Origin of the sequence: Micromonospora halotolerans (assembly GCF_032108445.1) — a bacterium.
GTDB lineage: Bacteria > Actinomycetota > Actinomycetes > Mycobacteriales > Micromonosporaceae > Micromonospora > Micromonospora halotolerans.
This window is the reverse complement of sequence record NZ_CP134876.1, coordinates 2,273,294-2,286,125: the sequence shown is the minus strand read 5'-3', so window position 1 is coordinate 2,286,125 and position 12,832 is coordinate 2,273,294. Positions and strand designations below refer to the sequence as shown.

Annotated in this window: 9 protein-coding genes; 4 read left to right on the top strand and 5 right to left on the bottom strand. The window is 74.3% G+C overall.

Annotation, left to right across the window (positions count from 1 at the left end):
* Positions 1-242: 242 nt before the first annotated feature.
* Positions 243-671, top strand: a complete 429-nt coding sequence (locus RMN56_RS10760; protein WP_262283514.1) for a DUF3151 domain-containing protein — start codon at positions 243-245, stop codon at positions 669-671.
* 48 nt (positions 672-719) lie between these two features.
* Here the strand turns inward: RMN56_RS10760 and RMN56_RS10755 are convergent, their stop codons facing one another.
* Positions 720-2,372 (bottom strand): MinD/ParA family ATP-binding protein, encoded by a 1,653-nt coding sequence (locus RMN56_RS10755; RefSeq protein ID WP_376787317.1) that lies wholly within the window; start codon positions 2,370-2,372, stop codon positions 720-722.
* An 892-nt stretch (positions 2,373-3,264) separates the two neighbouring features.
* Positions 3,265-4,263, bottom strand: coding sequence for a diacylglycerol kinase family protein (locus RMN56_RS10750; RefSeq protein WP_313723676.1), 999 nt, complete (start codon positions 4,261-4,263; stop codon positions 3,265-3,267).
* A 122-nt stretch (positions 4,264-4,385) separates the two neighbouring features.
* Between RMN56_RS10750 and RMN56_RS10745 the strand changes: the two genes are divergently transcribed.
* The 3 genes from RMN56_RS10745 to purD all read left to right on the top strand — a co-directional run bounded on the left by RMN56_RS10745 (position 4,386) and on the right by purD (position 8,126).
* Positions 4,386-5,675, top strand: coding sequence for an adenylosuccinate synthase (locus tag RMN56_RS10745; RefSeq protein WP_313723675.1), 1,290 nt, complete (start codon positions 4,386-4,388; stop codon positions 5,673-5,675).
* Between the two features lie 182 nt (positions 5,676-5,857).
* Positions 5,858-6,793, top strand: coding sequence for a type IV toxin-antitoxin system AbiEi family antitoxin domain-containing protein (locus tag RMN56_RS10740; protein ID WP_313723674.1), 936 nt, complete (start codon positions 5,858-5,860; stop codon positions 6,791-6,793).
* An 85-nt stretch (positions 6,794-6,878) separates the two neighbouring features.
* The gene (gene purD, locus RMN56_RS10735; protein WP_313723673.1) at positions 6,879-8,126 is read left to right on the top strand and encodes a phosphoribosylamine--glycine ligase; all 1,248 of its coding nucleotides are present in this window, start codon (positions 6,879-6,881) and stop codon (positions 8,124-8,126) included.
* Between the two features lie 76 nt (positions 8,127-8,202).
* Here the strand turns inward: purD and RMN56_RS10730 are convergent, their stop codons facing one another.
* The 3 genes from RMN56_RS10730 to RMN56_RS10720 form a co-directional block, all read right to left on the bottom strand.
* Positions 8,203-9,771: a N,N-dimethylformamidase beta subunit family domain-containing protein gene (locus RMN56_RS10730; RefSeq protein WP_313723672.1), complete on the bottom strand. Its 1,569-nt coding sequence runs from the start codon at positions 9,769-9,771 to the stop codon at positions 8,203-8,205.
* A gap of 97 nt (positions 9,772-9,868) precedes the next feature.
* Complete coding sequence (locus tag RMN56_RS10725) at positions 9,869-11,434, bottom strand: AMP-binding protein (protein WP_313723671.1); 1,566 nt, start codon at positions 11,432-11,434, stop codon at positions 9,869-9,871.
* Between the two features lie 182 nt (positions 11,435-11,616).
* Positions 11,617-12,831: an acyl-CoA dehydrogenase family protein gene (locus RMN56_RS10720; protein WP_313723670.1), complete on the bottom strand. Its 1,215-nt coding sequence runs from the start codon at positions 12,829-12,831 to the stop codon at positions 11,617-11,619.
* Position 12,832 lies beyond the last annotated feature (1 nt).

The following is a 12,832-nucleotide window of genomic DNA, read 5'->3' as shown; positions in this document are numbered from 1 at the left end:
CGGCAAGCCGGCAAACGTGGGGAGCACGGACAGGAGCCCGATGGCCAGGCCGCCGGGCTCCTGCACTACCCGGTCCTGGGGAGGTTCCGGATCTGTAGTTGTAGTGGAAATACCCGCGCCCCGGCATGGGCCGCGGGTACGTGGGCGGCACACCGCAGGCGTGACGAAACCCTCAGCCGTTCAGCCGACCGACTGGCCGGACCCCCTCGCGTACCCCAGGGCGAAGCGGGTTGAATGGGGCGATGCAGAACCTGTTGCCTGAGCCACCGGCCACCCTGCTCCCCGCACACGAGGAGGCCGACGCCATGCTGGCGGCCGCCGCCGAGCAGGACACCGACGAGGCGTACGCCGAGGTCGCGGCCCGCTTCCCGACCTACAGCGCGGGCTGGGCGGCGCTGGCCACCCGGGCACTCGACGCGGGCCAGGTCATCCCGGCGTACGCGTACGCCCGCACCGGCTACCACCGGGGCCTCGACCAGCTCCGCCGCAGCGGCTGGAAGGGCCACGGCCCGGTGCCCTGGTCGCACCGGCCCAACCGGGGCTTCCTCCGCTGCCTCTACGTGCTCTCCCGGGCGGCCGGCGAGATCGGCGAGGCGGACGAGGCGGCGCGCTGCGCCCAGTTCCTCCGCGACTGCGACCCGGCCGCCGGAGACGCCCTGGCCAGCCACTGACGCACGCGACGGCCGGTTCCCGCGCGGGAACCGGCCGTCGCGCTCGCGCTACAGCCCCTCCGCCACCGACGCGGCGATCTTCAGCCAGGCGTCGCGGGTGGCCGAGGAGAGCTGCCCGTACCGGATCGGCTCGCCGGTGTCGATGAGCCGCTCGTACGGTGCCAGCAGCACCGCCCGGGTCCGGGCGGCGAAGTGTTCCTGGATGGCCGGCAGGTCGATCTCCTTGCGGGACGGCGGCATCGACACCACCGTCACGGCCTGCCGGACCAGCCGCTGCCGGCCGCTCTGCTCCAGGTGGTCGAGCATCCGCGCGGCGGTCTCGGCCGAGTCGTTGCGCGCCGACATGGTCACCACCAGCTGGTCGGTGGCGTCCATGGCGGCCTGCCAGTTCTGCGCCCGGACGTTGTTCCCGGTGTCCACGAAGATCAGCTTGTAGAAGCGGCTCACCACCTCGCGGATCTCGGCGAACGCGGCGGCGGTCAGCATCTCGCCGCCGGTCGCCGACTCGTCCGAGGCGAGCACGTCGAACATGCCCTCGCCCTGCGAACGGACGTACTGCGACAGGTCGCCGACCCGGCCGTGCGGCCCCTGGAACTGGCCCAGATCCCGCAGCATGTCCCGCACCGTGCGGGAGTGGAAGTCCTGCTGGGCCCGCATCCCGAGGGTGCCCTGGGTCTCGTTGTTGTCCCAGGCCAGCACGTACCCGCCGCGCTTCTGGCCGAAGGTCATGGCGAGCAGCAGGATGGCGACCGTCTTGCCGGCGCCGCCCTTCGGATTGACCACGGTCACCTGGCGCAGCCCGCCGAAGTTCCGGCGCACCATCTCGATGTCGCGCCGCATCTCCTGCTCCTGCCGCCCCGGCGCGAGCCGGACCAGCCCGATCTTGTTGACCACCGCCCGGACGCCCATGGTCGCGACCGGGTCCACCGGCCGGGCCTGCCGCCGCCGGGCGAAGTCCTCCGCCGTGGGCGGGGCACCGCTCGCCGGGGTCCAGACCTGCTCCGGGTACGCGCCCGGGGCCGGCTGCTGCGAGCCGGGCTGCTGCGGCCCGGCCTGGTGCGGCCCAGCCTGGTGTGGCGCGGGTTGCTGAGGGCCGGGCTGGTGCGGTGCGGGCGGCTGCTGGGGTGCGCCCGGCTGCGGGGGCGGGCCGGCCTGCTGGGGCCAGGCCGGCGGGTACCAGCCCGGTGCGCCGGCCTGGGGCGCCGGTTGCCCGTAGCCGACCGGACCCGGCGGGTACCCCGTCCCGTCGCCGTAGGGCTGCTGGAGGGGTACGCCCGGCGAGGGCGGGAACGGGCCGAGCCGCGGCGGTGAACCCCCGGCCGGGCTGTCGGGACCGACCTGTGCGGTCCCGACCGCGGGCTGCGCCGGGTCGGGAGCGTTCGGACCGGAAGCGGTCGGGCCGTCGGTGGGCTGCGCCGCGTCGCCGGTGCCGACCGCTGGCGCTGCGGCGGTCGGGTTCGGCTCCCCCGGGTGAACGGGGGTGGTGGGGTTGGTGGTCCCAGGGTCGGTCGGGGCCGTGGCCGACGGCGGCACAGGGTGGGCCGGGGTCGACGGTGTGGTGGCAGGCGGCTCGGGCGGGTGGGCCGGGGTCGCCGGTGCGGCCTGGGTGGGCGGCGGGACCGGCCCATGCGCCGGCGGCGTGGGCGCGTCGGCGGTGGAGCGCTGCGGAGGCTGAGCCCAGGGGGACTCCGGCCGACCGATCGGCGGGGTTTCCGCCCGACGCTGGCCGGAGGTCGTATCCGCGTCGCCCGGCGTCCCGTCGGCGCCGGCCGGGCCGTCCGCCGAGGTCGCACCCGACGTTTCCGGGGCGGTCTCCGGCAGGCCGGATGCGCCGCCCGTGTTGGCCGCTTCGACCGTGCCGTCCGGGCCGCTGGCCGTCGCTGGGCCGAACCGGCCGTCCGGGCCGGCGTCCTTCACGGGGGCGACCTCGGCATCCGTGCCGACACCGGCCTCCCGGCCGGCCGCAGCGTCAGCGCCGGCCGCGGCGTCCGGCCCGAACCCGAGGTCGGTCGTGCCGACCGGGGCGTTCGGCCCGAACCCGGGGTCGGTCGTGCCGGCCGCGGTGTCCGTCCCGAGGGCGGTCGCGCGGTCCGCGCCGGCGGCACCGTCCCGGCCGACCGCACCGACCGTCAGGTCCGCACCATCCGGGGCGGCGGCGTCGCCCGCGTGGGCGGCGGCCGTCCGAGGAACGGGGACCCCGGGCGCGGCCGGTTGATCGAGGGTGAACGGGAGATCCAGGTCGACCGGGGCCGGCGCCGCGTGGGGCGCGGGCATGCCGTCCGCCGGCGCCCCGGTTTCCGTGCCGTCGGCCGTCGAGGGCGCCGGCTCGGTCGGGGACGGCGTGGGCCAGGCGGGCGGGACGGGCCAGGCGGCCACGTTGGGCTGGGCCGGGGCCGCCCACGGCGGGGCGGTGACGACCCCGTCGGTCTGCTCGGGCGGCCAGAGCGGTTCGATGTCCCGCTCCGGCACCTGCGGTTGACCTGGCACGTGGGCCCGGTCGGCATTCTCGTGCACCACGGTTCCTCCCCATTCCTCCCGCCGAGGATAGGCCGTCCGGTCAGCCGGGTGGCCCGAGCGGGGGGATCGACGGAGGTCAGGCCGTCCAGACCGCCCAGGCGCCCGGCTCGGTCCACCAGGACCGCTTCCGACTCAGCTCGCCCTCGACGCCGTCGTCGAGGAAGGGCAGCTTCTTGTCGCGGGGTACGACCGCCGCCGCCCGGCCACGGGCCCGGCGCACCTCCAGCCGTACCCTCTTCCGGCCCAGCGCGGACCGGGTGACCACGGGCACGGCGACCGCCACCTCGACCCGGCCGTCGGACGGGTCCGGGTCGGCCAGCAGCACCACGTCGTCCAGGCGCGCGTACCCGCCGGCGTTGCCGATCGCGCAGGCCATGATCGGCTCGTCGCCGTTGCTGAGCACCGTGCCGTCGACCTCGATCCGGGCCCGCCAGTGCAGCGGCCGGCCCGCGTCGTCGGCCGCGCCGAGCAGCGCGCCGTCCAGCGTGACCGAGCCGCCGTCGTTGCGCAGCAGGTCGAGCCGGCGGGCGGTGCCGTCCAGCACCGCGGCGGCCACCGCCGCCGGGTCGCGGGGCAGGCCGAGCTGCGCGGCCAGGTCCCGCGCCGTCCCGGACCGGGCCGGGTCGAGCGGGAGTACGCCGACCGGCGGCAGGTCCGGCACCGTCCGGTTGTCGGGCAGGTCGGCGGGGCGGCGGCTGGGCGGCGGAGCGTACCGCCGGACCAGCCGGCGCAGCACGGCGCGCAACTGCCCGTCACTGGCCGTGGCGACGACCAGCCGGGTCTTGGAGTCGGGGTCCGGCCAGGTGAGGCCGTCGGCGCGGGGTGGGCCGTCGAGGCGGGCCAGCACCTCGTCGATCTCGGCGTCCGAGCGGGCGGTCACCGTCTCCACCCGAGCGCCCCGGGCGGTGAGCGCGTCCGCGCAGGCCAGCACCGGTACGCGCGGCGTCTCGCAGCGGTCCCCCGGCTGCTCGCCGGCCACGTCCGAGGCGCCACCGCAGCAGGCTCCACCGCTGCCGCAGCCTCCACCGGGAGCGTCCCGCTCCGAGCCGAGGGTGAGCAGCACCACGTCGTACACGAAGGAGCCTCCTGCTTCTCGACGAACCCCTGCCGGTCCCGCCGTCACTACTTGTTAGCCTGACACCCCGGGCTCGCCGACCGGTCGCCACCTGGCACCCGAGCCTTCTGGAGGCGGAAAAGATGCCAGCGATCGTGCTCATCGGCGCTCAGTGGGGCGACGAGGGCAAGGGCAAGGTTACCGACCTGCTGGGTGAGCGGGTCGACTACGTCGTGCGCTACTCCGGCGGCAACAACGCCGGCCACACGGTGATCACCCCGGACGGCCAGAAGTACGCGCTGCACCTCATGCCGTCCGGCGCGCTGTCGCCGAGCGCGATGATCATCATCGGCAACGGCGTCGTGGTCGACCCGAAGGTGCTGCTGGAGGAGATCGACGGTCTCGCCGAGCGGGGCGTGGACGTGTCCCGGCTGCGGATCTCGGGTGACGCGCACCTCATCATGCCGCACCACCGGGCGCTGGACCGGGTGGTCGAGCGCTACCTGGGCAGCTCGCGGATCGGCACCACGGGCCGGGGCATCGGCCCCGCGTACGGGGACAAGGTCGCCCGGATGGGCATCCGGCTCCAGGACCTGCTGGACCCCGGCATCCTGCGCAAGAAGCTGGAGCTGGCGCTCCGCGAGAAGAACCAGCTCCTGTTCAAGGTCTACAACCGCAAGGCCATCGACGTCGACGAGACCGTCGAGGAATACCTCCGGTACGCGGAGCGGCTGCGGCCGTACATCGCGGAGACCCGGGTCATGCTCTGGGACGCGCTGGACCGCGGCGACACGGTCCTGCTGGAGGGTGCCCAGGCGACCATGCTCGACATGGACCACGGCACCTACCCGTTCGTCACCTCGTCGAACCCGACGGCGGGCGGGGCGTGCGTGGGCGCGGGCATCCCGCCGACCGCGATCACCAAGGTCATCGCGGTGAGCAAGGCGTACACCACCCGGGTGGGTTCGGGCCCGTTCCCGACCGAGCTGTTCGACGACAACGGCCAGCACCTGCGCAAGGTCGGCCACGAGTACGGCACCACCACCGGCCGGGAGCGCCGCACCGGCTGGTTCGACGCCGTCGTGGCCCGGTACGCGTGCCGCCTCAACGGCGTCACCGACCTGGTCATCACCAAGCTGGACGTGCTGACCGGCATGCCCAAGGTGCCGATCTGCGTCGGCTACGAGATCAACGGCAAGCGCTTCGACGACATGCCGATGACGCAGACCGAGTTCCACCACGCCACCCCGGTCTACGAAGAGCTCGACGGCTGGTGGGAAGACATCACCAAGGCCCGCACCGAGGACGAACTCCCGGAAAACGCCCGCCGCTACATCGCCCGCATCGAAGAACTCTGCGGCACAAAGGTGAGCATCGTAGGCGTAGGCCCAGGCCGCGAAGAAAACGTAATCCGCCACCCCCTCCTCCCCTAACCACCCACCCCCCTCCCGCCTCCCGCCCCCGCCTGGTGATCATGAAGTTAGCGGCAGTTTTGTAGATCCAGATCGCCGCTAACTTCATGATCGACGCGGAGAGGCGGCTGGTTGTCCACAGGGGGCGGGTGGTTGTCCACAGGGGGTCTCGGGCTTTCTGCGGGGCGGGGAGCCTTTGGTGTGTGGAACGTCAGCAGGTGATCAGGGGCGTTGCCGCTCGCCAGGGTGGCGTTGTCACCCGGCAGCAGGCTTTGGGGGCCGGGTTCAGCCGGCATGAGATCGACAACCTTGTGGCGTTTGGTCGCTGGCGACGACTGTCCCGCGCCGCTTACCTGATCGAGCCCGCGGCGACGGGTGGCGGTCAGCGGCTGAGCCGGATCAGGGCGGCCGTGCTCTCGCTGGGGCCGCACGCCCACGCCGTGCTCGCGACGGCGGCCGAGCTGCACGGGATCGGCGGATTCTCGCGAACGGGCGCGATTCATGTGGCCCTGCCGGGCCGCGTGGCCAGACCGGCACGCGTCAAGGAGCCGGCCGTCGTGCTGCACCAGCTCGAACACGCCGCCGAGGCGCTGACCGTGATCGGCGGTGTCCCGGTGACCACCGCGGTGCGGACTGTCGCGGAGCTGATCCTGCGAGAGCGCCGTTATCCGGCAGTGGCATTGCTCGACTCGGCGCTGAACCGCGGGGTGATCAGCGAGGACGAGCTGCTCTCCCTTCCGGCGCTGATGCGCGGGAGGCGAGGTGTCGTGGCCGCCCGGGGCTACATCGCGGAGGCGAACGGTCTGGCGCAGTCCCCGCTCGAGACGCGTACCCGGCTGCGATGCGTCGACGGCGGAGTCCGTCCGGATGCCCTCCAGATCGAGGTACGGGACTCCGACGGTTATCTGCTTGGCATCGGGGACCTGGGCTGGCGCGCTGGACGGCTCATCGCCGAGGCGGACGGCAGAACTCCGCACGCAGCCCCGGATGCCCTCTTCAACGATCGTCGCCGCCAGAACCGCCTGACGAACGCCGGCTGGACGATCCTCCGCTTCACCTGGCCCGACACCCTGACCCCCGACTACATCCCGTCCGTCGTCCGGCGCGCCCTCACCACCCGAGCCCTGCGTCGATCATGAGGTTGGCGGCGATGTCGATCTCATTTCTTGCCGCCAACCTCATGATCGACCGGGTGGGGTGGGGTGGTCAGTAGGATGCGGGGTCGTGCGGGTTCTTCTTGTGGGTGGTGGAGGGCGGGAGCATGCGCTCGCGCTCGGACTGGCCGGCGATCCCTCTGTCTCGGCGCTGGTCGCGGCTCCCGGTAATCCGGGGATCGCGGGCGTGGCGGAGCTGCGGGACGTGAACGGCGCCGATCCGGCGGCGGTGGCGGCGCTCGCCGTCGAGGTGGCCGCGGACCTGGTGGTGATCGGGCCGGAGGCGCCGCTGGTGGCCGGGGTCGCCGACGCGGTGCGGGCCAAGGGCATCGCGGCGTTCGGTCCGTCGGCCGAGGCGGCCCGGCTGGAGGGCTCGAAGACCTTCGCCAAGGACGTGATGACCGCGGCCGGCGTGCCGACCGCCCGGGCGTACACCTGCGCCGACGCGGAGAGCGTCGGCAGGGCGCTGGACGAGTTCGGCGCCCCGTACGTGGTGAAGAACGACGGGCTGGCCGCCGGCAAGGGCGTCGTGGTAACCGATGACCGCGCCGCCGCCGAGCGGCACGCCGAGGAGTGCGGCCGGGTGGTGATCGAGGAGTACCTGGCCGGTCCCGAGGTCTCGCTCTTCGTGGTCACCGACGGCGAGGCCGCCGTGCCGCTGCTGCCCGCCCAGGACTTCAAGCGCGTCGGCGACGGCGACACCGGGCCGAACACCGGCGGCATGGGCGCGTACGCGCCGCTGCCCTGGGCCCCGCCCGGTCTGGTCGACGAGGTGATGCGCGACGTCGTGCACCCGACGTTGGCCGAGCTGCGCCGCCGGGGCACCCCGTTCGCCGGCCTGCTCTACGTGGGCCTGGCGATCACCGCCGCCGGCCCGCGCGTGATCGAGTTCAACGCCCGCTTCGGCGACCCGGAGACCCAGGTGGTGCTCGCCCTGCTGGAGACGCCCCTGGCCGGTCTGCTGCAGGCCGCCGCCACCGGCACGCTGGCCGCGCACCCGCCGCTGCGCTGGCGCGACGGGGCGGCGGTCACCGTCGTGGTGGCGGCTGAGGGTTATCCGGCGGCGCCGCGTACCGGTGACGTGATCACCGGCGCGGACCGCGCCGGGGTCATCCACGCCGGCACCCGCCGCGACCCCGACGGGAGCCTGCGCTCCGCCGGGGGCCGGGTCCTCTGCGGTACGGCCACCGGCCCGACCCTGGCCGCCGCGCGGGACGCCGCCTACGAGCTGGTACGCGGCATCGAGCTGGCCGGCTCGCACCACCGCTCCGACATCGCCGCGGCGGCCGTGGACGGCCGGATCGACCTTCCCGCCTGACCGGGCCGGGTCCGGCCACGCAGGACAGGGCAGGGCAGGGCCGATGGGGCCGGCGCCCGAGCCGCCAGCCCGGTCGTCAGCGGTTCGTCGCGCCGGGGGAGACCGCTGGCTGACCCGCCGTCTCCATGCCGGTTCTGCCCGGCGACGCCGGGCGGACGGGCGTGCGGCCGACCATCCGGTCGAGCACGTTGGCGGTGGCCCGTTCGATCCGCTCGTCGCGGTGGCCGCGCCGGTTCAGTGCCATCGTCCAGCCCAGCGTGCCGGTGGCGAAGACCACCGCGCGCTGGGGCGTCTCGTACACGTGGGTGCTCTGCGTCCGCTGCCGGCCCTGCCGAGCCGGGTACGGCGACCCGCTGAGCAGGGTCTCGTCGAGCCCCGCGGGCCGGGCGGCGGCGGCGCTGACGCCGTCCGCCTCGCCCCGGACGACCCCGGGGATCCGGTCGCCGTCGGCCACTCCGGTGCCGGCCCACACCCAGTGCTTGGCGGACCGGACCACCAGCGGCTGCGGGGTGGCGACGATGCCGTTGTACTGGACGCCGAGCAGGGCCTGCTCGGGGATGCCCAGGTCGCGCCAGGTCACCGTCGGCCCGGCGGCGTCCTCGCCGGGGTCGGGGGTGGTCTTGGCGCAGGCCACGATCCGCTCGGGACGGCCGTCGGCCGAGGGGCGCACCCGGATGTGCCAGTAGACGCTGTTGGCGCCGAGGAAGGCGAGGCTGGTGCCGCCGGCCAGCCCGGCCTCGGCGGCCCGGCGCATCTCCGCCGACCAGTACTCGTCGTGCCCGCAGAACACCAGCCCGCGGTGCCGGGACGGGTCGAGCCGCCCCGAGTGCAGGTCGAGGCTGGTCGCGTAGCTGACGTCGTAGCCGTTGCGCTCCAGCCACTGGACGGCGTCCTGGTCCCGGCTGAACTGGATCGGCTGGCCCGCGTCGGGGTAGGGGCGGTCGAAGGACACCTCGCGCGCCCGCAGGGCCGGGGTGCGCTGCCCGCCGGCCGTGTAGCCGTTGTAGAGGCTCTTGCCGGCACGCCCGTCCAGCGGCCACTGGTTGTACGCCTGCCAGGTGGTCACAGGCAGCACCACGCACAGCGCGGCGGCCCGCCGGTCGTCGCGCACCACGAACGGGGTGCACGCGCGCCAGCCGTCGGTGGAGGTGAAGACCGCCTGGTAGAGGCCGGAGGTCCAGTCCTCGGGGATGCGGAGGGTCCAGGACACCGGCCAGCGGCAGGCGATCGTCCCGGTGGCCGGGTCGGCGGGCGGCACCGGCTGGGGAGTGCCGTCGAGTTCCGGGCTGGTCAGCATGGTCCGGGCGCCGGCGCCGCCGTACCAGCCGAGCCGGTGCACGGTGATCCGGAACGGGCGGGCCGGGTTGACCGCGACGTGGAAGTCGACGGACTCGCCGGGGGCGAGGCTGGTCGTCGAGGCGTACCCCTGGATCTGCCGTAGCCGGTCGTCGGCGGACCGGATGTCGCCGCGCGGCCACCAGGGTTCGCCCGCCGCGCGGTTCTCCACCTGGACGGGTGGCGTCCGGCGGCGGGTGGGCGGGCCGGTGCGGCGCTGGCTCAGCACGGGCTCGCCGGCGCCGAGCGCGGTGGCCGAGACACCACCGAGGAGGAGGCCCAGGGCCCAGCGCCGACGGATTCGCACCATGCGAGCCGCTCCCGGAGGATGAGAGTCACTGCCGGGGCAGCCGGCGCACGGAAAGTACCACCGGCGGGGTAGCTCCGTCTGTCCCCTGTGGGACTGCTCAGGCGTAGTAGCGGCGGAGTTCGCGGCCGAGCACCTTGCCGGTGGCGTTGCGCGGCAGGTACTTCACGAACACCACGTCCCTCGGCACGGAGAAGCGGGCCAGGTAGTGCCGGACGTACTCGCGGACCGCCTCGGGGTCGAGCGCCTCACCGGGGTGCAGGGCCAGGAACGCGGCCAGCCGCTGGCCGTACTCCGGGTCCGGAACGCCGATCACGGCGACCTCGCGGACCTGCGGCAGCCGGGCGATCAGGTCCTCCACCTCGGACGGGAAGACGTTCTCCCCGCCGGAGACGATCATGTCGTCGGCCCGCCCGTCGACGAAGAGCAGCCCTTCCGGGCTCATCCGGCCCAGGTCGCCGGTGTCCAGCAGGCCGTCGCGGCGCTCCCGGCCGTCCCCCGAGGTGTAGCCCTCGAAGAGCATCTCGTTGCCCACGAAGATCCGGCCGACCTCCCCGTCCCGGACCGGTTCGCCGGCGTCGTCCACGATCTCCACGCGGGTGCCGTGCGGCGGGCGGCCCGCCGTGGTGGGGGCCGCGCGCAGTTCGGCCGGGCCGGCGATCGAGGCCCAGGAGACCTCGGTCGAGCCGTAGAGGTTGTGGACGACGTCGCCGAAGCGGTCCATGAAGGCGGTGGCCAGGCCGCCGGGGAGGGCGGAGCCGCTGACCGCCACCACCTTGAGCGGTGGCCGGGGCTCGGGGGGCGGCGCCTCCATGAGCCGTTGCAGCATCACCGGTACGGCGAAGAGCGCGTCGCAGGGCTGCCCGGCCAGGGCGGCCAGCGTGGCGGCCGGGTCGAACCGGCGGTGCAGCACGATCGTGGCGCGCAGCGCGAACGACACCTGGAGGGCGGCGTACCCCCAGGTGTGGAAGATCGGCGCGGCGATCAGCACGGTGTCGTGAACGTGCAGCGGGATCCGGTCGATGATGGACACCAGCGGGCCGAAGCCGTGCGGTGTGGGCCGGCGGGCGCCCTTGGGAGCGCCCGTGGTGCCGGAGGTGAGCACGATGGTGCGGCCGTCCCGCTCCGGCGGCTTGAGCTGGTCTCCGGGCAGCGCGCCGGCGATCAGCTCCTCCTGGCGGCGCTCGTCGATCCGGTACAGGTCGGCGGGAAGGCCGAGGACCCGCTCGGCGAACTCGGCGTCGTGCACGAGCACGCGCAGGCCCTGCTCCTCGGCCACGGTGGCCAGCTGTGCCGCGGAGAGACCGGTGTTGACCAGTACGGCGTCGGCGCCGAGCAGCATCGCGGCGACGATCGCCTCGATGAGGCCGTGGTGGTTGCGGCAGAGCACACCCACCCGGTCGCCGGACTGCACGCCGAGCCCGGCCCGCATCGACCGGGCCAGCCGTTCCGACCGGTCCAGCAGCTCCTGGTACGTCAGCGAGGCGCCGTGCTCGTCGACGACGGCGGTCCGCCCGGGGTCGCGCGCGGCGGCCTGGCGCAGCTCGCCGGCGAGGCTCCACCCCCACCGGCGCAGGGCGTTGAGTTGGGAGGCCATCCGGATGGGGCGGCCCGGGTTGAGCAGTCCGCGTCGGGTCAGCGTGGCGACGATGAACCGCAGGTCCAAGTCGCAACCCTCCTTCGCGTTCGTGTTCTTCCGATCATGCACCCGCCGCGGCGCGGCGCCCAGCTCGCGTGATCAGTTGCCCAGCCGGCGGGATCCGGAACGTGGACCGGCGGCCCGACCCGCGACGGCGGTACGCCCGGCACGGCGGTGCCGTCGCGGGTCGGGTCGGGGTCCGCCGGCGATCAGCGGATCTGCATGCCGGAGATGGCCCGGGAGATGACCAGCCGCTGGATCTCGGAGGTGCCCTCGAAGATGGTGTAGATCTTGGCGTCCCGGTACCACCGCTCGACCGGGTGGTCGCGCAGGAAGCCGGCGCCGCCGAGGAGCTGGACCGCCCGGTCGGTGACGGACACGGCCACCTCACCCGCCTTGAGCTTGGACATCGAGCCCTCGCCCGCCGTGAACGGCCGGTTGTTGCGACCCATCCAGGAGGCCCGCCAGACCAGCAGCCGGGCCGCGTCGATCTCCATCTTCATGTCGGCGAGCGCGAACGCGACCGCCTGGTTCTCGATGATCGGTCGTCCGAACTGGACCCGTTCCTTGGCGTAGTCGAGGGCGTACTCGTACGCGGCGCGGGCCACGCCGAGCGCCTGCGCGCCGACGGTCGGGCGGGACAGTTCGAACGTGCGCATCGCCGCCTGGCCGGAGGCCCGCTGGCCGGTGCGGGCCCGGGCCAGCCGCTCGTCGAGCGCCTCCTTGCCGCCGAGCAGGCAGCGCCCCGGGACCCGGACGTCGTCGAGGAAGACGTCGGCGGTGTGCGAGGCGCGCAGCCCGAGCTTGCGCAGCTTGCGGGTGGCGGTGAGCCCCGGCGTGCCGGGCGGTACGACGAACGCGGCCTGCCCCCGCGAGCCCAGGTCGGGCTCGACCGAGGCGGTGACCACGTGCACGCCGGCGATGCCGCCGTTGGTGGCGTACGCCTTCTGCCCGTTCAGCACCCACTCGTCGGTGGCCTCGTCGTAGACCGCGCGGGAGCGCATCGACCCGACGTCGGAGCCGGCCTCCGGCTCGGTGGTGCAGAACGCGGCGACCGCCGGCTGGTCGACGTCGCCGAAGCACTGCGGCACCCACTCGACGAGCTGGTCGGGGGTGCCGGCGCCGTAGATGGCGGCGACGGCCAGCGAGGTGCCGAAGATGCTCAGGCCGATGCCGGCGTCACCCCAGAACAGCTCCTCGCTGGCGATCGGCAGGGAGAGCCCGGTGGGGTCGGCCCAGCAGGTGGCGAGGAACTCGAAGCCGTACAGGCCGACCTTCGCTGCCTCCTGGATGATCGGCCAGGGGGTCTCCTCCCGGGCGTCCCACTCGGCCGCGGCCGGGCGCACGACCTCGGCGGCGAAGCCGTGCACCCAGTCGCGAAGGTCCCGCTGTTCCTCGTTCAGGTCGAGCGAGAACTCGGCCATG

Bases quoted from the DNA above. Each gene is read 5' to 3' on its own strand.
- RMN56_RS10760 (WP_262283514.1), top strand. From the start codon at position 243: ATGCAGAACCTGTTGCCTGAGCCACCGGCCACCCTGCTCCCCGCACAC.
- RMN56_RS10745 (WP_313723675.1), top strand. From the start codon at position 4,386: ATGCCAGCGATCGTGCTCATCGGCGCTCAGTGGGGCGACGAGGGCAAG.
- RMN56_RS10730 (WP_313723672.1), bottom strand. From the start codon at position 9,771: ATGGTGCGAATCCGTCGGCGCTGGGCCCTGGGCCTCCTCCTCGGTGGT.
- RMN56_RS10720 (WP_313723670.1), bottom strand. From the start codon at position 12,831: ATGGCCGAGTTCTCGCTCGACCTGAACGAGGAACAGCGGGACCTTCGC.